The organism is Chryseobacterium elymi (genome assembly GCF_003385495.1).
Lineage (GTDB): Bacteria > Bacteroidota > Bacteroidia > Flavobacteriales > Weeksellaceae > Chryseobacterium > Chryseobacterium elymi.
The window spans coordinates 56676-80731 of sequence record NZ_QNUH01000018.1; the positions used below are offsets into that span (position 1 = coordinate 56676).

21 protein-coding genes and 1 tRNA gene are annotated in these 24056 nt (G+C 35.5%); 12 read left to right on the top strand and 10 right to left on the bottom strand.

Going from position 1 to position 24056, the window contains the following annotated elements; genetic code table 11:
• Positions 1–22 precede the first annotated feature (22 nt).
• The 4 genes from DRF60_RS16985 to DRF60_RS17000 form a co-directional block, all read right to left on the bottom strand.
• A complete protein-coding gene (locus DRF60_RS16985; RefSeq protein WP_116013440.1) occupies positions 23–652 on the bottom strand; it encodes a YceI family protein in 630 nt (209 codons plus the stop codon).
• 78 nt (positions 653–730) lie between these two features.
• Positions 731–1297, bottom strand: coding sequence for a YceI family protein (locus tag DRF60_RS16990; protein WP_116013443.1), 567 nt, complete (start codon positions 1295–1297; stop codon positions 731–733).
• Between the two features lie 146 nt (positions 1298–1443).
• Positions 1444–2493, bottom strand: coding sequence for a glucokinase (locus tag DRF60_RS16995; RefSeq protein WP_116013495.1), 1050 nt, complete (start codon positions 2491–2493; stop codon positions 1444–1446).
• 114 nt (positions 2494–2607) lie between these two features.
• Positions 2608–3171, bottom strand: a complete 564-nt coding sequence (locus tag DRF60_RS17000; RefSeq protein WP_116013446.1) for a hypothetical protein — start codon at positions 3169–3171, stop codon at positions 2608–2610.
• 238 nt (positions 3172–3409) lie between these two features.
• On the opposite strand from DRF60_RS17000, the gene DRF60_RS17005 reads away from it, so the two are divergent.
• Positions 3410–4789 (top strand): DUF1800 domain-containing protein, encoded by a 1380-nt coding sequence (locus tag DRF60_RS17005; protein WP_116013448.1) that lies wholly within the window; start codon positions 3410–3412, stop codon positions 4787–4789.
• Between the two features lie 164 nt (positions 4790–4953).
• Entirely contained in the window at positions 4954–6138 is a 1185-nt protein-coding gene (locus tag DRF60_RS17010; protein WP_116013451.1) for a DUF1501 domain-containing protein, read from the top strand.
• Between the two features lie 180 nt (positions 6139–6318).
• Here DRF60_RS17010 and DRF60_RS17015 read toward each other — a convergent pair whose 3' ends face one another.
• The 3 genes from DRF60_RS17015 to DRF60_RS21910 all read right to left on the bottom strand — a co-directional run bounded on the left by DRF60_RS17015 (position 6319) and on the right by DRF60_RS21910 (position 9351).
• A complete protein-coding gene (locus DRF60_RS17015) occupies positions 6319–8076 on the bottom strand; it encodes a hypothetical protein (RefSeq protein ID WP_116013454.1) in 1758 nt (585 codons plus the stop codon).
• 241 nt (positions 8077–8317) lie between these two features.
• Positions 8318–8428: transfer RNA gene (locus DRF60_RS21230), tRNA-OTHER, on the bottom strand.
• Positions 8429–8550: 122 nt separating this feature from the next.
• On the bottom strand, positions 8551–9351 hold the full coding sequence (locus DRF60_RS21910; RefSeq protein ID WP_394337471.1) for an RtcB family protein: 801 nt from the start codon (positions 9349–9351) through the stop codon (positions 8551–8553).
• Positions 9352–10066: 715 nt separating this feature from the next.
• On the opposite strand from DRF60_RS21910, the gene DRF60_RS17030 reads away from it, so the two are divergent.
• The 7 genes from DRF60_RS17030 (at position 10067) to DRF60_RS17055 (ending at position 17350) form a co-directional block, all read left to right on the top strand.
• Positions 10067–10399 carry a HopJ type III effector protein gene (locus DRF60_RS17030; RefSeq protein WP_116013461.1) on the top strand — a complete coding sequence of 111 codons (333 nt, stop codon included), beginning with the start codon at positions 10067–10069 and terminating at the stop codon, positions 10397–10399.
• Positions 10400–10582: 183 nt separating this feature from the next.
• A complete protein-coding gene (locus DRF60_RS17035; RefSeq protein ID WP_116013498.1) occupies positions 10583–11608 on the top strand; it encodes a helix-turn-helix transcriptional regulator in 1026 nt (341 codons plus the stop codon).
• A 302-nt stretch (positions 11609–11910) separates the two neighbouring features.
• A complete protein-coding gene (locus DRF60_RS21410; RefSeq protein WP_165570718.1) occupies positions 11911–12048 on the top strand; it encodes a hypothetical protein in 138 nt (45 codons plus the stop codon).
• Between the two features lie 159 nt (positions 12049–12207).
• Positions 12208–12954 carry a nucleotidyltransferase domain-containing protein gene (locus tag DRF60_RS17040; protein WP_116013464.1) on the top strand — a complete coding sequence of 249 codons (747 nt, stop codon included), beginning with the start codon at positions 12208–12210 and terminating at the stop codon, positions 12952–12954.
• A gap of 105 nt (positions 12955–13059) precedes the next feature.
• Positions 13060–15354 carry a hypothetical protein gene (locus DRF60_RS17045; protein WP_116013466.1) on the top strand — a complete coding sequence of 765 codons (2295 nt, stop codon included), beginning with the start codon at positions 13060–13062 and terminating at the stop codon, positions 15352–15354.
• Positions 15355–15368: 14 nt separating this feature from the next.
• A complete protein-coding gene (locus DRF60_RS17050) occupies positions 15369–16295 on the top strand; it encodes an HNH endonuclease (RefSeq protein ID WP_116013469.1) in 927 nt (308 codons plus the stop codon).
• Complete coding sequence (locus DRF60_RS17055) at positions 16292–17350, top strand: nucleotidyltransferase domain-containing protein (RefSeq protein ID WP_116013472.1); 1059 nt, start codon at positions 16292–16294, stop codon at positions 17348–17350. Before DRF60_RS17050 ends, DRF60_RS17055 begins: the two co-directional genes overlap by 4 nt.
• A 60-nt stretch (positions 17351–17410) precedes the next feature.
• Here the strand turns inward: DRF60_RS17055 and DRF60_RS17060 are convergent, their stop codons facing one another.
• Together DRF60_RS17060 and DRF60_RS17065 are read right to left on the bottom strand one after the other, a co-directional pair.
• A complete protein-coding gene (locus tag DRF60_RS17060; RefSeq protein ID WP_116013475.1) occupies positions 17411–17755 on the bottom strand; it encodes a TfoX/Sxy family protein in 345 nt (114 codons plus the stop codon).
• A gap of 206 nt (positions 17756–17961) precedes the next feature.
• Entirely contained in the window at positions 17962–20241 is a 2280-nt protein-coding gene (locus DRF60_RS17065; protein ID WP_116013477.1) for a polyribonucleotide nucleotidyltransferase, read from the bottom strand.
• Positions 20242–20684: 443 nt separating this feature from the next.
• On the opposite strand from DRF60_RS17065, the gene DRF60_RS17070 reads away from it, so the two are divergent.
• The gene (locus DRF60_RS17070) at positions 20685–22106 is read left to right on the top strand and encodes a sugar MFS transporter (protein ID WP_116013501.1); all 1422 of its coding nucleotides are present in this window, start codon (positions 20685–20687) and stop codon (positions 22104–22106) included.
• A gap of 138 nt (positions 22107–22244) precedes the next feature.
• Positions 22245–22604, top strand: coding sequence for a DUF4260 domain-containing protein (locus tag DRF60_RS17075; protein WP_116013479.1), 360 nt, complete (start codon positions 22245–22247; stop codon positions 22602–22604).
• Positions 22605–22660: 56 nt separating this feature from the next.
• Here DRF60_RS17075 and rpsO read toward each other — a convergent pair whose 3' ends face one another.
• Positions 22661–22930, bottom strand: coding sequence for a 30S ribosomal protein S15 (gene rpsO, locus DRF60_RS17080; protein ID WP_034704056.1), 270 nt, complete (start codon positions 22928–22930; stop codon positions 22661–22663).
• A gap of 174 nt (positions 22931–23104) precedes the next feature.
• On the opposite strand from rpsO, the gene DRF60_RS17085 reads away from it, so the two are divergent.
• Positions 23105–23656, top strand: coding sequence for a pyruvate decarboxylase (locus DRF60_RS17085; RefSeq protein WP_116013482.1), 552 nt, complete (start codon positions 23105–23107; stop codon positions 23654–23656).
• The last annotated feature ends 400 nt before the right edge of the window (positions 23657–24056 follow it).

The following is a 24056-nucleotide window of genomic DNA, read 5'->3' on the forward strand; positions in this document are numbered from 1 at the left end:
AATATTTGAAAGTATATTTTGCTTATTTCTTTTTCTTTACAGGAACCCTGTTGTTGTTATCCAGCTTTTCCGTAGAAACTTTGAACTGGATATCCATTTCGTTCTTGATGAAATAATCTTTCAGGGAAGATTGGTAGAATACCTTAAAGTCTCTTCTATTCAGAGAGAACTTAGCAGACTCTACGACTACTGTAAACTGGGTTACGTATACATTGGCAGGGAAAGTGATTGTTTTTCTTACCCCTTTGATGGTAACATCACCATAAACCGTTGAATTGTACTCACTGTTTGCTAAAGGAATGATTTTAGTCAAGTGAAATTTTGCGATCGGGAATTTTTTAACTTCAAAGAAATTGGTGCTTTTCAGGTCATTAGTAAGCTTGATCTGATCTTCATCCGAAACATCTCCTGCCATCAGGCTTCTCATATCTATAATAAATTCTCCGTCTACAAGGACCGTTTTATCGAAATTGAATTTCCCGCTTTTCAGCTTTACCGTCCCTGAATGCGAAGAAGCTTCAGTTTTTACAACTTTATATCCCCACCACCTGATCTCTGATGAAGTCACTTTTGAAACTTTATCAAACTTCTTCTGTGCAGAAACAAATGATATGCTCACACACATCATAGCAAACAATAGTAATCTTTTCATTCTTTTTTATTTACAATTTAACAAAAATAAAAAAAAGTGTAGAACTTCTACACTTTTAATAATCTTTTTTTGATTAAATTATTTAGCAGTTACCTTTACAAGCATTTCGATGTCATCTTTCACAAAAACATCCTGCATAGTAGATTTGTAGGCAACATCAAATTTCTGTCTGTCGAAAGAGAATTTTTCTGAAACTAAACTTACCACTCCTTTGCTGTAAGCAATCTTGGCAGGGAAAGTAATGGCGCTTGTCTTTCCCTTAACGGTAAGATTTCCTGTTACTAAAGAATTATAGATTTTATCACTGTTTTTCTTTACAGAAGTGATTTTGAAAGAAGCAGTAGGAAATTTTTCAACTTCAAAGAAGTCTCCGTTCTTAAGGTGTCCGTTTAATTTCTGCTGATACTCTCCTGTAAGGTCGGTTGCATTAATAGAAGTCATATCCAGTACAAAGCTTCCGCCTACCAGGTTATTTCCTTTCATGATCATGTCTCCTGATTTTACTTTTACAGTACCGTCATGAGAACTTGCCTCAGACTTTGCCACTTTGTACCCCCACCAATGAACATCAGATGCCACTACTTTCTTTGACTGTCCGAATGCAAAACCACCAGCTAAAACCGCTAATAAGAATATTTTTTTCATTTTGAATAAAGTTATTTACTTGTTTAATGGTGCAAATGTACCCAACTTACCCGATAGATTTCATTGATGTATATCAATAAAATTAATTATTTTTATGAATAATATCATCCCATAAAAAAACTCCGGAAATTTCGGAGTTTTATCTATTAGTCTTGATAGTATGCTGTGTATAACGCTGCTCCTTTTAATGCCGTATGATTCTGTTTGATCAGATACAACGGAGTGCTTTTCAGTAATCCTTCCATCTTATCGCTTATCTTAAACTTATCATAGAATTTTCTTTTGTCGATATATTCTCTGATCGTCTGCGGAATATCTCCCGAAATCAACAGTCCTCCTGTAGCCTTAAGCTTCAGCACAAGGTTATTGGCTTCTCTTGCAAGAAATTCCAGGAAGGTGTCTAAAGCAATTTTACAGATCAGCACATCGTCTTCTACTGCAGCTTTGTAAATTTCCTCCACAAAGTTTCCTCCGTTAAGACGTTCTGCAAGCCATTCCGGTTCCGGATGTCTTTTTACATCTCTCAGGAATCTGTAGATATTGAAAAGACCTGTTTTAGAGAGAACATTCTCCCAGCTTACAATACCATAGATATTATTTAAGAACTGATAAAATTCTACCTCAACATTCGTTCTTGGTGAGAATTCCGAGTGTCCTCCTTCTGTAGCAAAAGGTCTCAGATATTTTCCGTCAAAGAAATATCCGGCTTCACCCAGTCCGTTTCCGGGAGCCAGGATGGCCACATTTCCTTTTTCAAGATGTCCGCTGGTATAAATAGGATCCAGATCGCTGTCCTCAAGAAGCCCCATTCCATAAGCTGATGCTTCAAGGTCATTCAGCATATCTCCTTTCTCGAATCCGAAGTCTCTGGTATATTCTTCAATATCCAGGTCCCAGCCCAATCGTGCAGGGCTGCTTTTGCCATTGATTACAGGTCCAGGTACAGCCATTGCCAGACGCTTTACATTGTCCAGTTGGTTGTCCTGAATGAATTTTCTTAATATGTCAGAAAATGAAGTGTACTCTTTGGTATTATATTCATTCTGAATTTTTATCTCAAGGCCTCCGTTACTGGAAACAAAATAGCCTAAGATCGTTATATCTTCACGGAGACTTGCTCCAATGATAGTGACATTATCATTATTACTGTTCTCTACTCCTGGTAAATAAAGCGGGAATTTTGGATTCAAAATCATAACCTCAAATTTTATCAAATATAATAATAGTTTTCGTAAATCCTGCAGGGAAGCAAAAAACCTTTTCATTTTCATAAAAAGGTTTGGCTAATAATTGTTTATATATAAATCTAACTACTTTCCTAATGGAATATTGTATCCGAATCCTACTCCGATATTTCCCACATTATAGTCCTGTCCTGCAATATCTCCTTTATCTCCTACAAAAACTTTTTGGTACTGTACGAAGAAATTCCAGTCTCTGTTGTGGTATCCGATCTCCGGCTTGATGTAGAACCCTCCGTCCGGTCTATCAACAGAACTGTTGGAAGCAACTTTATCATCTCCTACAAGGAAACCATACCCTAAGTCTGTTCCAAAATAGAAACCAGTCTGTTTCGGATAGATTCTTATTAAAGCACCTACAGGAATTACCCCTACATCATTGTTATCATATCCGTTGTTACTTTTTCCGAAATAATGAGTATATCCTGTTGCAATACCTAATCCAAATCCGGGAGTGATCAAATTCTGATAAGATATATCTACACCTGCTGCTGCAGACAGATTATCCGCAGGCACTGCTAAGCCAACATTAGCGCCCACTTTGATCATATTATTCATTTTTGAGTCCTGTGCGCTTGCGATACCTGCTGTTAAGATGCCAGCCAGTACTATTGCTTGTTTTAACATTTTCATAACTCTAATTTTAATTTTACTAATGCTATAAGCTGTAAAAATCATGCCAAGGGAGGCATTTTTTTATATTTTAACACCCAATCCAAATACAATATAATGATTATCAATATGTTAATTTATATTAAAATTTAAATAACTGTTTAAGTTAATCTTAAATAAAATAATATTAAGAATTCTTAACCGTTATTATTTTAACTTTTTTCGTCCTATTTCATCAAAAAAATTAAATTCTATCAACATGGCCGATTTATTACTCTACAATAAACATCTTCTCTGGCGTGCCGGTTTCGGACCGGGAATTAACCAGATTGGTGACCTTAAAAACAAGAGTATAAAATTGTGGGCTGATGATTTATTTAAAGAAGAGAACTTTACAGAAATTAATTACGATACACCCGACACTTTTATTCAGGAGGATATGATGTCCGGCAAAACCCCGGCAGAACAGAAGAAAGAAATGCAGCGCATAATCAGGCAGCAAAATAATGAGCTGAACCTTAATTTTCTGGACAGAATGGTGAACAGCAAAGAGCAAATGAGGGAAAAGATGTCATTTTTCTGGCATGGACACTTTGCATCGAGAATCAATAATTCAAAATTTAACAAACAACTCCTCAATACGATCAGGAAGGATGCGCTGGGCAATTTTAAAGATCTTCTCTTCGAAGTGAGCCAGTCGCCGGCAATGCTGAGCTTCCTCAACAATCAGCAGAACAAAAAGGGGCATCCGAATGAAAACTTTGCCCGCGAAGTGATGGAATTATTTACTATGGGCAGGGGAAATTATACTGAAAAAGATATCAGGGAAGGCGCAAGAGCATTTACAGGCTGGGGCTATGATAAAGAAGGCTACTTTAAGGAGAGAAAAAACCTGCATGATGAAGGAACCAAAACTTTCCTTGGGAAAACCGGAAATTTCACAGGAACTGATATTTTAAATATTATCCTTGAACAGAAAGCCACAGCCAGGTTTATTACCACAAAAATATATAAGTTCTTCGTTAATGAAAATGTAGACAGCAATATTGTTGAACAATTAAGCACCAGCTTCTACAATTCCGGATATGATATCAAAAAGCTCATGTCCGAAATCTTCTCGAGCTCATGGTTCTATGATAAAAAAAATATCGGGAACAGGATAAAATCGCCTATTGAATTAATAGCCGGAATGATGCGGATGCTTCCTATGAACATTCAGAATCCGGAAAACCTCATCGTTTATCAGAAGCTTCTGGGACAAATGCTCCTCTACCCGCCGAATGTAGCCGGCTGGCCCAGCGGAAGATCATGGATAGACAGCTCTACCCTGATGCTGAGATTGCAGATTCCACAGATATGGTCCGGATTACGCCCCCTAGACTACAGCCCGCGACAGGATGACGACATCGACATGGGCATGAAATCCCGTGAAACCACTCTAAACAAATCATTTAAGAATCCCAACATCACGATAGACTGGAACAGGCTGGAAAAAGTATTTGCTGATAAAAAATGTGAAGATTATCTGATCCAAAATGCCAAAACCCTTGATATGGATTCCGTAAAGAATTTTTCAGATAAAAGTATAAAGATGAATATCATTAACCTGATGTCTACCCCGGAATACCAGTTGTGTTAGGTGGCAGATGTTAGGTTGCAGGTAGCAGCTAATAGTAACCGTCGTTTGGCGCTGCAACTTTTGATTTATTATTTTAAATATTGATATGAGGCTCAAAATATTTGCAAAATTGAGATTAAGTCCTGCAACCTGCTATCTGCAACCTTTAACCTAAAAAACAAATTATGTTAATCAAAAGAAGAGAATTCCTCAAGATAAGTTCATTGGCTACCGCATCGCTTATGATGCCCAATTTTCTGAAAGCAATGACATTGGATGAAGCCTTAGTGCCCAATCAGAAAATCCTTGTAGTATTACAGTTTACAGGCGGAAATGACGGTCTGAATACCATCATTCCGGCAAAAAACGATATTTATTTTAAAGAAAGAAACAGTATTGCCATCAAAGATTCCTTACCGCTTAATGATGAAACGGGAATCAATCCGGCACTCTCCTATTTCAAGGAACTTTTCGATAACGGTGAACTTTCGGTGATAAATAACGTAGGGTACCCGGATCCTGACAAATCACATTTCAGAAGTATGGATATCTGGCATTCTGCAAGCCGCAGCGATGAATTCCTGGAAACAGGCTGGTTGGGTCGTTTTCTGGATGAAGAATGCTACCGCTGCGAACATCCCACGCAGGCTTTGGAAGTTGATGATATGCTGAGTCTGGCACTGAAAGGAGAAAATAATAAGGCATTTGCCTTTAAAGATCCCAAAAGGCTTTATCAGACCAGTCAGGAGAAGTATTTCAAATCTCTGTATGACCACCATCATGATGATGAAACGGTTTCCTATTTATATCAGACTCTTGGGTCTACTATTAATAATGCAGATTATATTTTTGAAAAAAGTAAGTCAAAAAAAACAGATCAGACCTATCCGAATTCACAACTGGGTAAGGATTTTAAAACTGTAGCTTCTCTGATTAAATCTGATATTAATACGCAGGTATATTATCTTTCCGTGGGAAGTTTTGACACCCATGTGAATCAGAATGACAGGCAGAAAAAGCTCTTCAGTGACATCAATGAAGCAGTAAAATCTTTTGTAACCGACCTGAAAAGCAATGGAATTTTTGAAAATGTGCTGTTAATGACTTTTTCAGAATTTGGAAGAAGGGTTGCCCAAAATGCCAGCAATGGAACGGATCACGGGACAGCTAATCAAATGTTTTTTATAAGCGGAGGTCTTAAAAAGAAAGGACTCCTGAATGCACTTCCCAATCTGCAAAAACTGAATGAAGGGGATCTGATTTATACAGAAGACTTCAGAAAAGTCTATGCTACGATTCTGAAAAACTGGCTTAAAGCGGATTCTTCAAAGGTATTGGGCTGGAAGAACGGGATCTATGATTTTATATAATTGAATCTAAATAAAACTGCCACCCTGATTGTATTAATCAAAATGACAGTTGATTAAATTTTACAGGTTTTTGTGTCTGTAAAATTTGGACATCGTAATGGTTTTTTATTATTTTGAAATCTCTCGCAGATTTTGCAGATGCCGCAGATGTTTGCGTTTTATTTGCATTACTTTGTTTTTTTACTGCTTGAAGACTTTTATGAAGCTATCTTTTTCAAGCATTTCCAGTGAGAAATCGAAGTCGGCTTCCGCTTTTTCTGTTGTAATCTCTGCTCCAAGCTCTTTTACAAGCTCATTGAAAGACATAGCTTCGTACCATTGCTGATACAATGCAGTTGTTGCCATCATGGAAACCTGATTATTTCCTGAAACATGAGAATGTCCGGCTCCGAAATTCAATAGTACGAAACATTGTTTTTCGTTTTTTGCCACCAGCATTCCCAGAATCATTTGCTTCTGAACAGAGTTACATCTGGCTTCAGCAAAGAGACTGTCAGGATTCATCATATAGTTGTAGGAAATGTTATCTCCTTTTCCGACAACGATTTTATATCCGCAATCTGCATTTCCGCTGAAAACATTATTCATAACAAGTGTTGGAGTACACAGTCCTTTATTGGCATAAAGATATTCAACAGCACCGTTAGGAGCGGAAGTCATATCTCCTGAATACATCAATTGTCCGTCACCATGATTATAAGCAGCATTCCAACCTATTTTTCCGGAGATATTTAATCCTGAAAGGTCAAGGTCACGGGCACCCCATCGATCTTCCCAATAAATACCTACGGCCAGTCTGTCGCCATAAAAACGGGTACCGGTAGGAATATTTCCAACAAACATTTTTTCGGAAGTGGGTAATGCAAATTCTACATTCTCCGGGAAATAGAATTTCTTTCCGGATAAGTTATCATATTTCAGTTTCAGATAATCCAGAATAAAATCATAGTTGAATTGATTCACATAAGTTTCTTTACCTTTTTTCACCCAGGATTTTCCGTTTCGGACTCTGTAAACAAAAGTATCCTGGCCATACATTCTCGAATAACATGCTGACAATGCTTTGAATAATGCAAACGGTGTTGCATTTTCCAGCCAGTGCCAATCACTGTTTTCCAGCAATGTATTCGTAGCATCATTCAAAGGATTTGAAATCAATGGCTTATGATGTACTTTAGACAGCTTCGAAATTTTATTGATGGCTTTCGGAGCTCTGTTTTTATAAGCAAGAAATAACGGCTTGAACCTGTTAAAAATTTCCGCCAGTTTTTCCAGCCCGAAACTTTCAAAGAGATACGTTGGATTGAATTTACTTTGCTTGATTAAATCAATCAAATCATCACTTTTAATTAAAAGCGTAGTATTGGTCGTTTTGTAAATAACATAACGGAAAAACTCAACAGGATTTTCAGGATAGATATCGTACAGATCGGCTATTTTTATAACAGCTTCCTTATTTCTGATGTTTTCTTTTCCCGTAAAATCATATTTCAGCTCTGTATGTAAAATATAAAGCAATTCATCAATAGTTTCTTCTTTTAAAGCAATTCCTGATCTCAAAAGAGAAAGGCACTTTTCCTGCATCTCTTCTGCAGTATAGGCTTTAATTACTTTAAAAACCAGCTTCATATCAGGAACATTCAGTATTTCAGCAGGGATATAAATTTCACTCTGAAAATCGCTTCCATATGTTGAAATATAATGTCTGATCTGTTCAAAAAACAAATCGATTCTGGAGGTATTTTTTATTTTATCCCAGGATTTATGAAAAGTTTTATTCAAATCATTTCCATTTAATTTTTCCTTTGCATAATAAGAAATGATCTCATTTTTTGCCCATAGTGCATCAGGTTCAATGATAAAACCGTCATTAGAAACAAATGGCTCTGCATCCGATTCCTTAGCTAATACAGCATTGAATAATTTTAGTGTTTTCATTGTTTTTAATTTTAAAAATAAGTGAGGAGTAGGTTCATTAAAAGTGAAGTGTATAGGAACTCCTTTTACCTATAGTTTATAAAAAGCGGGGAGTAATTTATCCAAAAAATATAGGAACTCCCTTTGCCTTATCATTTGTAAAAAGGCGGAAAGTAAGTCTGAAATATAGGAACTTTCTTTGCCTTCAATTTTTTTAACATATGAAAATGACTGATATGAATATAAGCATTTTCTTTGTTTGAGGAGCAGACAGGACTCGAACCTGTGACACACAATCTTGGCGATTTATAGGAACTTTTTTTGCCTGCGGCGAAAAGTAATTTTGTTGCTCTACCATCTGAGCTACTGCCCCTGCCGTTATGAAAAAAGTTTTCATTAACCTTACAGGCTTTTATACCCGCAAGGTTTGGTTATTAGTTCTTATAAACCTTATAGGTTTTGAAAACCTATAAGGTTTGAATATTATATTAATAATTATGCTTTTCTGAATTTCTTTTTTTTCTTCCACGGCGCATTTTTTCCCACATCACCTGCCATGATACATCCGTAAGGCATCACCTCATCCAGGACTTCGCAAAGTCCATATTCCTCAATCTGTACTCTTACGTTTTTGGCACTTTTATAAGCGCTTGGCAGTTCGGAAATATCAATTTCATTGGAGAAAAAACGGATATCTAATCCTTGAGTTTCCTCATCGAAGATTTCTTCAATCGTTTTATGGGCCAATGATCTTTTATGCTGTGTTCTGCTGAAATTTCTTCCGGCTCCATGAGGGGCAAAACCCAGATTTCTCCCGTTAGTTTTTCCCTGAACAATTAAAACTGGTTCTGACATGTTCAGCGGAATCAGTCTTGGTCCTGTGATATCCGGCATAAATTTATCATCCAACGGAGTGGCTCCTTTTGCATGATAAAACAGATCACCGTCTCTGAAAACAAAATTATGTTCGTTCCAGTATCTATCCTGTTTTTCCGTTCCGAGTTTATTTAGAACCGCATCATGAATATTCGTATGGTTTTCCTTCGTCCATGTTCTGATCAACTGTAGAGCTTCCCAATAGGCTTGCCCTTCTTCCGTATCGAAAGGAATCCATGCATTTTCTCTCAGTGTTTCAGGGGAAATATCCTGTCTGAAACGGTTGGCCACCTTCATCCCTTTATCGTAAAGAGCAGCACCCGGAGCTCTTGAACCGTGATGGGTAACTAACATGGTATTTCCTGTATTTTTGGACTTCCCGACAAACAGGAAATGGTTTCCGTCTCCCTGGGTTCCCATATGAGAACGGGCAATGCTGATTAATTTTTCATCATTTAGGAAATAGTTTTCCCTGAACGCATCCATCAGCTCCTGGGACATCGGCATCTGCTCACCTCTTGGTCTTCCTCCGTATCCGAAATGCGTCACTGAATGGGCTGCATCCAATACTTCTTTAGGATCGGCATCTCCAAAATCAGTCAGCATTACAGAACAACAGATATCTGCGCTATGAAATCCGGGATGGATTGCGTTTTTGGCAACCACCACTCCACCTACCGGAATCAGTCCTTCCGGTCCTGTAGGACAGGCATCAGGCATCAGGGCACCCGTAGTCAGCGTTGGTGTTTTCATTAAGACCTTCATCGTATTGATCACTTTTTCCACGTTATCAGTTTCACTTTCGTGCTCAGCTCTGATGTTAATGATAAAATCTTTCGCAGTTTCATGAAGCGGAATAATATCCGACTGTTTGAACTGGTCCAGATATTCTCTGATCTGAATTTCGTCCAGATTATTTTCATTGATATAGTTAATAGCATCTTTAAACCATTTGGCTGGTCTGTATCCTAATTCAATTAAGTGATTTCCGTTAAATTCCATTTGTCTTTTCATTTTGATAGTGCAAAGTAATAACACAAGTGCGCAATATTTCTGCGCAGATAAAAATATTTTAATTATTTTTGTAAAAAAGGTCAAAAGACCTGTTTATTTTCATTTGATTAAAATTTAGAATATGTTATTAGAACAACTAAAAAACAGTCCCGAAACGATTCAGTTCAAAGAGGTCATTGCTTACATCGACGGGCAATATGACTTTACTCCCACTTCTTTCAAGAATGGAACTGCAATAAATGAAGCCGGTCAGAATAATGGTTCGTGCAAAGTTTTCAGCTTCGCAAAACTTCAGGGATTGTCAAAAGAGCATACCCTTCCTCTTTTTGGAGAATTTTACAGGGAAGATGTCTTAAAAAATCCGGAAGGAACGGATCACCAGAACATCAGAAACTTTATGGAATACGGATGGGAAGGGATTTATTTTGAAGGAGAAGCATTGAAACAGAAGTAATTATATAGGTCAATTGTGAATTTTGCTTCGCAAGTGAATCATTTTATAAGTCAATGGTCAATTTTGCTTCGCAAGTGAATGGTTAATTTGAAAAAAAGAATTGACACATTAAAAATTGACTTGCAAAGCAAAATTCACCTGTCACCATTCACCTTTTCACTATTCAACAAAAAATCACAAAAAATGTCATCCAATAAAAATGCCCTGATCCGCTACAAAACATTAGATAAATGCCTTAAGAATAAATACAGGAAATATACGCTAGAAGATCTTATTGATGCGTGTTCTGATGCTTTGTTCGAGTTTGAAGGAAAGGAATCTTATGTAAGCAGACGTACCGTCCAGCTGGATCTGCAGAATATGCGGAGTGAAAAATTCGGATATGAGGCCCCCATTGAAGTATACGACAGAAAATACTACCGCTACAGTGATCCTGAATACAGCATCCATAATATTTCTGTAAATGAAAGCGACCTGAAAGCGATGAATAATGCGGTTCAGATCCTGAAACAGTTTAAGGATTTTTCTATGTTCAAAGAGATGAACGGAGTCATTCAGAAACTGGAGGATTCCATTCATTCCACCGGGCAAAAATCCATCATTCATCTGGATAAGAATGAACAGCTGAAAGGGCTTGAACATATTGATATTCTCTATGAAAGCATATCTAACAAAAGGGTGCTCAATATTCTCTACCGCAGCTTTACCGCCCGGGAATCCAGTCATTATGTGGTTCACCCGCAGCTTCTGAAGGAGTTTAATAACAGGTGGTTCCTGATCTGCCAGTATAAAGGCAAAATGTACAATTTAGCCCTGGACAGAATGGAAAAGATTGATGTGGAGGAAAATATTGAGTATATCGATAAAGATCTGGACGGTGATGAATATTTTAAAGATATTGTAGGGGTTACAGTTTCCGAAACGATGGCTCCCAGAAATGTTGTTTTCTTTGTAGATTCTTCCAATGCGCCTTATGTAAAAACAAAACCACTTCATAAAAGCCAGGAAATTATAAGCGAAACGGAGGATGGCACATTATTTAAGATCTGCGTACAAATTAATTTTGAACTCGAAAGAGTGCTGCTGGGTTTTGGAGAATGTCTGATTGTTCATAAGCCTAGAAAACTGAGGTTAAAGCTTCAGGATAAATTTAGAGCTGGATGTAAAAACTATGAAAATTTAGAAGTTCCTGATGAGGGGTTGATTTAATTCTTTCTACATTTTTAACCACAAAAGGGACAAAAGTTTTTAAACACTTTAGTTATTTTTAAGTGACAGGATGTCTGAAAAGAAGATCACTTAAGTTTCTTTGAAAATCTACGAATTTCATGATGATTAAATTCGCCGGATCAGAATTCCCCTCCCCTGGAGGGGTGGCAAATCAAAAATTTGACGGGGTGGTTTAGCAAAAATGAAAATAATCACTCCATATTTTTTCCAACACTGATCAATCCTGACATTTTCAAAATGGCTCAGAAATTGTATTAATCTGCACATTAAAAAATCTTACTATGAAATCAAGAATATTTAAAGCATTGATTGCCATTATAGCACCTATTGCGATAGAATACATCGTAAAAAAAATATCTGAGAAATTAGATAAAAAAGAAGAAGATAAAGGAAAAGGACCTAAGCAGATTACTGCTTAAACGTAGAAGTAGTTAGAATTTAATTTTATTGAAAAGAGGCTGTCATTAGTATGTACAGCCTCTTTTTTAGTCAGGCTGATTCAAATAAAATTTTCAATAAAAAATCTACGCAAAAACACTGCGCACTACTGCTTTTACTTTGCCTTAAAATTGAATACGATGACACCAAAAATATTAGAGAAAATAAAAGAAATAGAGAAAACACGCAATATAGAAGTCCTTTTGGCCGTAGAATCCGGAAGCAGAGCCTGGGGTTTTGCCTCTCCGGACAGCGATTATGATATACGTTTTATCTACCGGCATGAAAAAGACCGGTATCTTTCTCCATGGGATAAAGACGAAACTATAGAATTCATGACTGAGGATGATCTGGACGGTTCGGGATGGGATCTTCGGAAAACGTTTCATTTGTTATTAAAGTCGAATGCAGCTTTATTGAGTTGGTTTTACTCTCCTATCGTTTACAAAAAGAATGAAAAGTTTGTGGAACTTTTCAGGCCTCTTGCGGATGCCTGCTTTTCTCCGATAGCGGTCTCTTACCATTATCTGAGCATGAGCAAAAAATACCTGGAAGCTTGCAGAAACGAAGAAGTAAAATTGAAAAGCTATTTTTACTGCTTAAGAACTGCACTGACCGGAAAATGGATCATAGAAAAAGGAACGGTTCCTCCGGTTTTATTCAGTGAATTATTAGTTTTGGTTGATGATTATACCCGAAAAAAAATAGAAGATCTTATCGCTTTAAAAGCTACTAAAGGAGAATCGTATTACCATCCGAATGACTGGGAACTTTTTGGTTTTTTGGAGAAGATCATTATGGAAAACGAAGAGAGGTCTAAAAGTCTTAGAGGAGGAAAATCGGATAAAGGTGAGATGGAGAGGATTTTTAGGGAGATATTGATGTAAGATGAAAGGTTACGGAAGCCGTAATCTTTTTTTATGGATTGGAAATATATTTGTTTGTTGGAAAACTATGCTAAAATATTAATACATTAGAAAAAACTAAAAACTATGAGTTTCAAATTAATTGCAATAAGACCGTTAGACGATTGTAATGAAAAATTTCTTAAAAATTTAATTCCTAATCAGATTTATAAATTTTATAATGATTATGAATTTTATATTGAAGAAAATAAAGTTATAAATGCTATTAAGGAAGACATTACTAAAATTAAGTATAACTCATCCGTTCCTGAAGAGCTTTATTATCAGGGTGATGACGAGTATAAAACTAAAATAAATATCTCTGCAATAGTTGGCAAGAATGGAAGTGGAAAAAGTGCTTTAGTGGAGTTATTAGTTGTTTCAATTGTAAAGATGTCATTAGAAATTGATAAGTATTTTATTGACCCAAGTAATTTGTATTATCATTCTAATGAAGAAAGATTAAAAGAATTAATAGCAAATTATGAAAATAGTTTGATAGAGGATTTGAACTTTATAAACGTTGAGATTTATTTTATTCACAAAGCCCTCTCCATTTATAGAACCAGCAATGAAATTCCTAAAATTAGAAGAATACAACTTAAAGGTAGTGAAATATCAATTTTAGATTATGAAAAAGAGTTTAATACAAATATATATTCCCTACAAAGTAATAAATCAATAAATGTTAATATATTGAAAGGAACAAAAGATTTAAGTGGTGGAAGGCTATGTTTGTCACAAAAAGAATTAGATTTTTTTAGAGATTTTTTTTATTCCATGATTATTAACTACTCGCATTACGGTTACAATACTTTAGAAATAGGTGAGTGGTTGAAAGGTGTTTTTCACAAAAATGACGGATATCAATTACCCGTAGTTATGAACCCATTAAGAGAAGAAGGGAATATCAATATTAACAGAGAGAAGGAATTAGCATCTTCAAGGTTTTTAGTCAATATTCTTCAAGAAAAAGGATTAAGAGATATATCAGAAGGTAAAACAGTCACATATATTAGTATTGAACTTGATTTAAAGAAATTCAAATGGGATCCGATAAAAAAATTAGACAAACAAATATTTGAGAGTGTAAAAGATAAAGAAAATATTATCAATTATATATTTAAACAATTTAATATTGCTAAAAAAAATAACAAGAAAAATGGATTGTATCCATATGTAAGAGATTATCTCATTAGAAAACTTATTAGAATGACTCATTATTCCGTTTATTCAGAATTTGAAAGCTGTTTTAAATATAGTAGAGGTACATATTTTATTTCTGACAAAAGCAAAATATATGATTATATTGATAGTATTTCGGAAGATTTTAGTCATAATACTGACAAGTTTAGACAAGCTTTATTTTTTTTGCAATACTTATATTTAGATAACAAGGATATTTTTGAAAAGAACAAAAACAAAAAACTAATTAAAATTGACGACCTGCATGATGCAATAAGTAGTTCATGGATTTCAAGCAGAAAAGATTTACCTGCTGTCCTACACTTTCAAAATGATAAATTTACTGTAAGACAATCTTTACCTTCAATTTTTAAGATAAATTATTTTTTTGATGATGAATATTCTGAAAATAATTTTAATAATTTTAGTTCTGGTGAAAAGCAAAAAATTTTCAGTATTCATTCAGTTATTTATCATTTAAGAAATTTAAAATCCGTTCAAGAAATTCATAATATCGGAAATAATAAAAACAAAGAACTAATCTACTATAAAAATGTTAATATAATTTTCGATGAAATTGAACTTTATGCACATCCTGATTATCAAAGAAAATTTTTAAATGATCTATTATTTGCCTTAAATTCCATTTATCAGAGATATGATAACCTCAATATACTTTTCATTACCCATTCTCCATTTATCTTATCAGATATTCCAAAACAAAATGTATTGTTTTTAGAAATTGATGAAGAAAGTAAAAAATCCAAACCTCAAAATTTTAAGAGAATGAATACTTTCGGAGCGAATATTACGGATTTATTAGCTGATAGTTTTTTTATCAACGATGGTTTAATTGGCAATTTTGCAAAGGAAAAAATAGAAGAAACCATTACTTGGTTGAACTCAATTCTTGAACTAAAAGAGATTGTTAAAAAATTGGAGTTAGATAATAAAGATAAACTCAATAACATTAAAATAAGAACTGTAAAAAATAAAATTAATAAACATCTAAAAAAGGAAACACATTTAAAAAGTAAAAGTTTCAAGAGACATCTTGAGCTGATTGAAATTATTGATGAACCGTTTTTAAGGAAAAAACTAGAGGAAATGTATTCAGAAGCAACTTTTGAATTTTTTCATAAGGAAATGTTAGAGAGACAGATCGCTCAAATGCAAAAACAATTAGAAGAACTTTAAAAACCAATAATCAAATGCTCACTTTAAAAATTTCAGTTTCAAAAGCTCTTAAGTTTTACAATACAATAAAACCAAAAGTAAATAGCACAACTTCTCTAGGTTTGTCAGACGATGATATAAAAAATCTCATAATTTCTGAACCACAAAATTTAATTCCATTAAACTCTTTATTAATGAAAAGGATTATTCCAGACTTTGATCAAGATGAATTTTTTGAATATGCAAAATCAAAGGATAACAAAAAAAAATTAAATACTAAATATAATCCAAAAACTATAGATATTAAAAATACTTTTAAGTACAAAAACATTATTGGAAATGATTATTTTTTAGCTGATTTACTAGACCAACATACGTGTTTATATTGCAACAGAAATTATATAAGAACAATTGGAAATAGTAAAAACAAAATTCTTCGTGCAGAGTATGATCATTTTTACAGTCAAAGTAAATTTCCACTTTTGGCATTAAGCTTTTACAATTTATTACCCACTTGTTCAAATTGCAATAAAAAGAAGAATGCTACAAACTTTGATATAGATTCCCATTTGCATCCTTACTTAATGACTGATGAAGATAAGAATTTCAGTTTTGGTTTTAGAAAGAAAAATTTTATTGATAATAATGTCAAAATAAATATTTCTACTTCAAACGTCAGTTCACAAAATAAAATTTTAAAAACATTTGATGATTTAAACTTACAACATATATATAACAAACATTCTGATAAGGAATTAAAAGACTTACTAAATCTTCGTTATAAATATTCTGAAAATTACATAGATATTTTGTTGAATAAAACATTTAAAGATTTACCAATTTCCAAAGAGGAAGTTTATAGAATGATTTTCGGTATAGAAATAAATGAAGAAGATTATCATAAACGACCTTTTTCAAAATTCAAAAAAGATATTATTGATGAATTATTAAAAACACCATGACCATCCAAGACCTAAAAACCAAAAACCTCATCCTCTTCGAAGCCATCTCCGGAAGCCGCTTTTTCGGACTCGCCACAGAAAATTCGGATACAGATATCCGCGGAGTATATTATTTACCGAAAGAAGATTTTTTCGGACTCAACTATATTCCGCAGATTTCCAATGAGACGAATGATATTTCGTATTATGAAATTGGGAGATTTGTAGACCTATTACAGAAAAACAATCCCAATATTCTGGAAGTGCTGGCAAGCTCGGAAGACTGCATTCTGCAAAAGCATCCGCTGATGGATCTTCTCCGTCCGGAAGATTTTTTATCCAAATTATGTAAAGATACCTTTGCAGGGTATGCCATTTCACAGATCAAAAAGGCTAAAGGGCTGAATAAAAAAATCCTTAATCCCATAGAAAAGGAAAGAAAATCCGTTCTTGATTTCTGCTATATTCTTGAAGACCAGGGATCGGTTCCTCTTAAGAAATGGCTTTCAGAAAGTGGAAAAATACAGGAAAAATGCGGGTTGGTCAATATCGGGAATACCAAAGGGATGTATGCTGTGTTTTATGATGAATCAGAAACTTTAGGGTATAAAGGAATGATCCAGCATGAAGAAGCCAACCAGGTGTCTGTATCATCCGTTCCGAAAGACGAAAAACCAACAGCTTATCTCTTCTGTAATCTGGATGCCTATTCCACGTACTGCAAAGACTATAAGGAATACTGGAAGTGGGTTTCCGAACGCAATGAAGACCGCTATAACGTCAACCAGGAACACGGGCAGAATTATGACAGTAAAAATATGATGCACACCATCCGTTTATTACAGTCCTGCGAGCATATATTCAAAACAAATTCGTTAAATATCCGCGTAGATAACAGAGAGGAATTACTTGATATCAAAGCCGGAAACTGGTCCTATGAAGCGGTCATGCAAAAAGCAGAAGATCTGATAAAGTCTATAGAACGCCTTCACGCAGTTTCTCCTCTTCCTGATTATCCGGATGTAAAAAAGACGGGGAAAATCTTAATAGAAATACGCGAAAACTTATATGGTTAAATCTTAATATTCTTAACAGCTAAACTTTACCTTAATGGTTAAATGTCAGGAATATTAAGATTATTTTTTCTTTGAAGCCTTTGTGATCGAATTATACTCCAGGCATATTTTTATCCAGTATTCAAAATCATCAGGCTTTTGAAAACCTGCAGGTTCCACATAGCAATATCCTTTTAGCTGCTTTCCTTTCATCATCATCGGAAGAAAGCCTGTTCTTTCCGAAACTTCCTCTTCCAGATCAGGATGATAACGGCACATCAGGTTATCGTGGCTCACATTGATACACATTTTACCATACACCAAAAATGATAATCCGCTGAACATTTTCTTTTCCCTGATCTCAAGAGCCGGAAACTCTGAAAGCCGTTCACGAACTTTGTCTGCAAGTTCAATACTGTAAGCCATGAAAATAATTTATACTTTAAATTTAAGCAAAAGTCACTTAACTACATATATTTTTCTTCATAGTTGTCAGCAAATCAATTCTATTATTTAATAAGTTTTAGCGCAAACATCAGCATTATCTGCCAGATCGGGAAAAGCATAAACATCCAATTTGTTACAAAAAAATCCCTCAAATTGAGGGATTTCATTATATATAAGATTTAATCTTAAGCTTCAGAAGAAGGATTTTGATCTCCGGCAGGTGTTTCTCCTTCCGGTCTTGTATTCTCTTCTCTTCTTGCCGGTCTGTCTGGTCTACCCTGTCCTTCCGGTCTTCTGTCACCTTGTGGTCTGTCTTGTCCTTCTGGTCTTGGTTTAGATTCAGGTCTTGCAGGTCTTGGTAAAAGAACTTTTCTTGAAAGTTTCATTTTCTTACGGTCATCATAACCCATGAACTTCACTTCTACTTCATCACCTTCATTATAAGGTACCTTATCCAGACGAGCCCATTCAATTTCAGAAATATGAAGAAGTCCTTCAGTTCCTTTCGCAATTGCTACGAAAGCTCCGAAATCCATTACTTTCACCACTTTTCCTTGGTACACTTCACCTACTACAGGTACAAATGTAATCTCGTTGATTCTGGCGATCGCTGCATTGATTTTCTCTCTGCTTACACCAGAAATCTCAATTCTTCCGATTTCTCCTACTTCTTCAATAGCAATAACAGTATCTGTATCTTTTTGAAGTTGTTGAATGATTTTTCCACCAGGTCCGATCACAGCACCAATGAAATCTTTAGAGATCTCAAGCATTACCATTTTAGGAGCGTGAGGTTTCACATCTTCTCTTGGAGCAGAAATAGTTTCATTTAATTTATCTAAGATATGAAGTCTTCCGTTTCTTGCCTGTAGAAGAGCTTTTTCCATGATATCCATAGAAAGCCCCTGGATTTTGATATCCATCTGACAAGCAGTGATACCGTCTGCAGTTCCCGTTACTTTAAAGTCCATATCACCCAGGTGATCTTCATCTCCTAAGATATCAGAAAGAACAGTGAATTTTCCGGTTTTAACGTCTGTTACCAATCCCATTGCAATCCCGGAAACAGGTTTTGCAATCTGAATACCAGCATCCATCAATGCTAAAGTTCCGGCACAAACAGTGGCCATAGAAGATGAACCGTTTGATTCCAAAATATCAGAAACGATACGGATGGTGTAAGGGTTTTCTTCAGGAATCATGTTTGCCAAAGCTCTCTGAGCCAGGTTTCCATGTCCTACTTCTCTTCTTGAAGTTCCTCTTAAAGGTCTTGCTTCACCCGTTGAGAACGGCGGGAAGTTATAATGTAAGAAAAATCTTTCGTCATAGTTTACCATCACGCTGTCTACCATGTTCGCATCTTTCACTGAACCTAACGTTACCGCTGTTAAAGACTGAGTTTCACCTCTTGTGAAGATGGCAGAACCGTGAGCTCCCGGTAAATAATCAATTTCGCTCCAGATTGGACGAATCGTTTCAGGATCACGACCATCAAGACGGATTTTATCATTCAAAATCATCTGACGCATCGCTTCTTTTTCCACATCGTGGTAATATACTTTAGCGAAAGGTGTTACTCTTTCTAATTCTTCAGCATTATCAACATATTGAGCTAAAAATTCATCCAGAACAGCTTTGAATTTTTCACCTCTTTCTTCTTTTCCTGAAGGAGTTTTCGCTACCTCGTATACTTTATCATATGTTTCTTTCCACACTTTCTCACGGATAGCTTCATCGTGATTTTCGTGGCTGTATTCTCTTTTTGGGAATGACTTACCTACCTTTTCAGCTAATCTTTCCTGAGCTTCAACCTGTTTTTTGATTTCTACATGAGCAAATTGGATAGCTTCAAGCATTTCCTGCTCAGAGATTTCTTTCATTTCCCCTTCTACCATTACGATAGAATCTTTAGTTGCTCCCACCATGATATCAAGGTCGGCAATTTTAAGATCTTCAAATTTAGGGTTGATAGAAAGCTCACCGTTGATTCTTACGACTCTTACTTCAGACATTGGCCCGTTGAAAGGGATATCTGTAATAGCAATGGCTGCAGATGCGGCAAGACCAGCCAAATCATCAGGAATTGACTGTCCGTCATAAGAAATTAATGAAATCATTACCTGAACTTCAGCATGGAAATCTTCAGGGAATAATGGTCTAAGAACTCTGTCTACCAAACGCATTGTCAGGATCTCCTGATCTGACGGTCTGGCTTCTCTTCTAAAAAAGTTTCCAGGAATTTTTCCTCCTGCGTAAAATTTTTCTCTGTAATCTACAGTTAAGGGTAGAAAATCTACTCCTTCTTTTGCTTCTTTGCTGGCTACAACAGTTGCTAAAAGCATTGTTCCGCCCATTTTTACGACTACAGAACCATCAGCCTGTTTTGCTAATTTTCCTGTTTCAATTGTGATTTCTCTGCCGTCTGCAAGAATAATCGTTTCTGTAATTGCTTGAGGTATACTCATAAATTGTTTTGTGTTGCACTCCGTATTGAGTGCTTTAATTATTGATATTTCGTCTAAATTTTCGTGTGCAAATATACCATATAATAATGAGATATTAAATTTTCAGTCTCAGAAATACTGCTCAGAATCGTAAGATTTCCCCTCCTTTTTTGTCAAAGATGTAAAAATTACTGGTGGCATGTTGAACCTATTCATTATTCAGAATGATAAAAATGTTTTTTTTAAAGAAAAATTGATCATTAAATCCTGTTGTTTTTCGTATTATTGTCTCAAAAAGTGTAAATAATATTTTCATATCGGGAAAGTTGATTTATTTACATAAAAAAATTGGAAAAGTTGCAGAAAAACAGATCACTGCCTTATATTTGTCCTGCTTCTCAAATATAGATGTACAAGGAAATCAAGCGAGAGAATTTAATTCTTTTCAAATTAAATAAATGTTTATGATCAATAAAGAAGTAAAAACACAGAGCAGGAATTACACAGTTCCTTTAATCACAATCACCCTGCTCTTTTTTATGTGGGGATTCATCACCTGTATGAATGATATCCTGATCCCCTATCTGAAACAGCTTTTCAAACTCACCTTTTTCGAATCCATGCTGGTACAGTTCTGTTTTTTCGGAGCGTATTTTATTGGTTCACTGATCTATTTCCTGATTTCTATTTCAAAGGGAGATCCTATTAATAAAGCTGGCTACAAGAAAGGAATCATGTTTGGTATTTTCCTGGCCGCCTTTGGATGTGTCTTATTTTATCCGGCAGCAACTTTTTCTTATTACCCTTTATTTCTGGGGGCTCTGTTTATTCTGGGACTGGGCTTTACAGTGCTTCAGATTACAGCTAATGCCTATGTTTCATTACTTGGCAGTGAAGAATCAGCTTCCAGCCGACTGAATATGACGCAGGCTTTCAATGCTTTCGGAACCACGATTGCACCGGTACTTGGGGGCCATCTCATCTTTGAATTCTTTTCAGCTCCGGACGGATCGTTCAGTGCAGTCGCTACCAGAATTCCTTACCTGATCTTTGCAGGTATCCTGTTATTGGTTGCATTATTAATTTCGAGGGTAAAACTGCCTTCTTTCCAGACCCAGGAAGAAGAGATCGTAAAAGGCTGGGGTGCTCTTCAGTTCAACCATCTGAAATTCGGAGTTTTTGCCATGTTCTGCTATGTAGGGGGAGAAGTAGCAGTGGGAAGCTTTATCATCAGCTTTCTGGAACAGCCTCAGATCATGGGCTTTAATGAGATCATCAGCAAAAATTATCTTTCTCTTTATTGGGGCGGAGCGATGATCGGGCGTTTTCTAGGGGCAATTTCTTTAAATCAATCATTAAGCCAGGGGAAAAAAGCAGTCTATATGCTGGGTGCAGCTGCAGCTGTTTTCTTAGTTATTTTCAGTATAGTAGACCTGAGCTTTGCACAAATAAGCTTTTTCCTTGTATTTATTGTACTTAATTTCATAGCTTTCTTTATCGGTAAATCAGCTCCTGCAAGAACATTATCTATTTTTGCGGCCATCAATGTCATTCTTCTTATTTCCGCTATGGTTAATCATGGTGAACTGGCGATGTACAGCATTTTGGGAATCGGGATCTTTAACTCCATTATGTTTTCCAATATTTATACTCTGGCTATTTCAGGTTTGGGCAAATATACCAGCCAGGGATCTTCTTTGGTGGTAATGGCTATATTGGGAGGTGCTATTGTCCCTATTTTCCAGGGTTACCTTGCCGATCAGCTGGGAGTACAGCATTCTTTTATCATTCCTGTATTCTGCTATCTGGTGATTCTGATCTTTGGGGCGTATTGCAGCAAATATTTAGGGCATGTAGAAAGTACTGAAACAAAATCGGGACATTAAGAATTATCTTATACAGAATTTTAATTCATAATTTAAAGTGGGATGTTTAAAAACGTCTCACTTTTGTTTTAAGCTTATCTTAAGATGTAACTTTTACACTGAGTCAGACACTTATAAGATAATCAATATCTTATTCTTATGAAAATTCAATTACAACTGGAATATTTTGCTTTTTTATTACTTGGGATATTTGCTTTTGCGCAGACAGAGCTTTCCTGGTGGTGGTTTGCCGGATTATTTCTGGCTCCGGATATTTCCATGCTGGGGTATGCCTTCAATAATAAAACAGGAGCATTTTTCTACAACTTATTTCATCACCTTGGATTGGCTGTCATTATATACCTTACCGGAACTTTCCTTTCCCTTCCCTATCTTCAGATGGTGGGTACCATACTGTTTGCCCACTCAGCATTCGACAGGATACTGGGCTACGGACTGAAATATCCCGACAGTTTTCAGAATACACATTTGGGAAAAATAGGAAAAGACAAAAAGTAGGAATATAAAAAAAGCAACTCCTTTCGAAGTTGCTTTTATTTGAAAATCTCTGTAGATTATTTTCTTAAACCTAGTTCAGCGATGATAGCTCTGTATCTTGTAATATCTTTTTTCTTAAGATAATCCAATAAGCTTTTTCTCTTACCTACTAATTTCACCAAAGATCTTTCAGTATTGAAGTCATGACGATTAGCCTTCAAGTGCTGAGATAAGTGATTGATTCTGAAAGTAAAAAGAGCTACTTGTCCTTCAGCGCTTCCTGTGTCTTGTGCAGATTTTCCGTGTTTTGCGAAAATTTCTGCTTTTTTTTCTGTTGTTAAGTACATTCCAATATTGTTTAATGATTATTATGTAACGGGTGCAAAATTACGACTTATTTTTGATTCTGCAAACATTATCGATTTCATTTATTGATTTTGATAGAAAAAAATGTTAAAAATTTCTTAATAAATTGTATGTCATCCGGTGAAAAGGCAGTAATTTTGCATACGAATTACACAATGAGAAAATTTATATTCTTTACAGCTGTTGGAACTTTTTTACTGGTCGGTGTTATTTCGGTAAAAGCGCAGAAAAATGCCGACAGCAAGACCAAAAAAATCCTATACTTCAATCCTGAGGTAGAACCTGATATTGAGGAAATCAAAGAGCCCACAAACCTGGCGTTCTTCAGTGCGGTTTCCGATAATTTCAGCGGGAGAAAGAATAAGATACTCAGAGCCGAGGTGCAGATCCCTTTCGACACTGTTGAAAAGCAAACCATAACGGATTACTGTATCAATAATGATGCTGATTTCGCCGTTGTTCCAAAAGTAAGATATTTCAAAGTAGGTATCGGCAAATATGTATTTTCCAACCAGGTTGTAGTAAGCATGAAGCTTTTTGATGCAGGAGGAAATCTGGTAACAGAAACCGATTATGATACTTACCGGAAAAATATGCGTCTTTTGGGTTCCACAGAAAATTCTATTAAAATAGGAACTGACGGTGCAATAAAAGGTATTCTGAAAAAGCTCAGGAAATTTAAGTCTTCAACCGGAGCTGAGCTATAAGGGGAGAATGGTCAATTTTGCTACGCAAGTCAATTGTCAATTATTACTGTCAAAAAATTCACCCATTGGCGATTCGCAATCCCCTATGTGAATGGGTAATTTTGCTTCGCAAGTCAATTCTCAATTATTACGATCAAAAAAATCACCCATTGGCGATTCGCAATTCACAAACTATATTTCTAATGGTCAATTGTGAATTTTGCTGCGCAAGTCAATTCTCAATTATTACGATCAAAAAAATCACCCATTGGCGATTCGCAATTCACAAACTATATTTCTAATGGTCAATTGTGAATTTTGCTTCGCAAGTCAATTGTCAATTATTACAATCAAAAAATTCACTCATTGGCGATTCACTATTCACAAACTATATTTCTAATGGTCAATTGTGAATTTTGCT